General features: G+C 41.9%; 2 pseudogenes. Both read right to left on the reverse strand.

Features of this window, described 5'->3' with window-relative positions:
• A pseudogene (locus HC723_RS17585) lies at positions 1–126 on the reverse strand (IS3 family transposase); the annotation flags it as partial.
• A 43-nt stretch (positions 127–169) separates the two neighbouring features.
• Positions 170–487: pseudogene (locus HC723_RS17590) on the reverse strand (hypothetical protein); the annotation flags it as partial.

The raw sequence follows: 487 nt of genomic DNA on the forward strand, positions 1-487 counted from the left end.
TAACAGGTGCTGAAATGAACTGCTGGTGTACTGTGAGCCTCTATCACTATGGAAAAGTAAGCCTCTTTGAGGCTTACGAAGTGTAATTGCCATTTGTAATGCACGTTCAACGAGACCTACCGTCATGGGCATTGTTGCAATACTAAAACTTTGTGGTCTTTTGATACGGTTAGGCAGCTCGGTAGCTATTGGGCATACCGAGGTGAGTGAAGCGATTTAAAATAGAACAACCGAGTAACATTTCCTTTGACTGATTTTTAAATTTTCTGCTGTGTAATATATTGCCGATTATCTTCTTGTAACGTTGCATGGCAGTTTCTGAGATATTCCTTTTGCCGTATTGCCGCACGCTCTGCCAACCGGTTTTGTCGCAAAGTTTGATTGATCTACGGTAAAATACCGTACTGCTTACCAACCGGATACCCTCATTATGTTTAAAGGTTGTCAATTTCCATCCGCTATCATCCTTCTCGCCGTACGTTATTAC

Source organism: Vibrio sp. S11_S32 (assembly GCF_014694465.1).
Classification (GTDB): Bacteria; Pseudomonadota; Gammaproteobacteria; order Enterobacterales; family Vibrionaceae; genus Vibrio; species Vibrio algicola.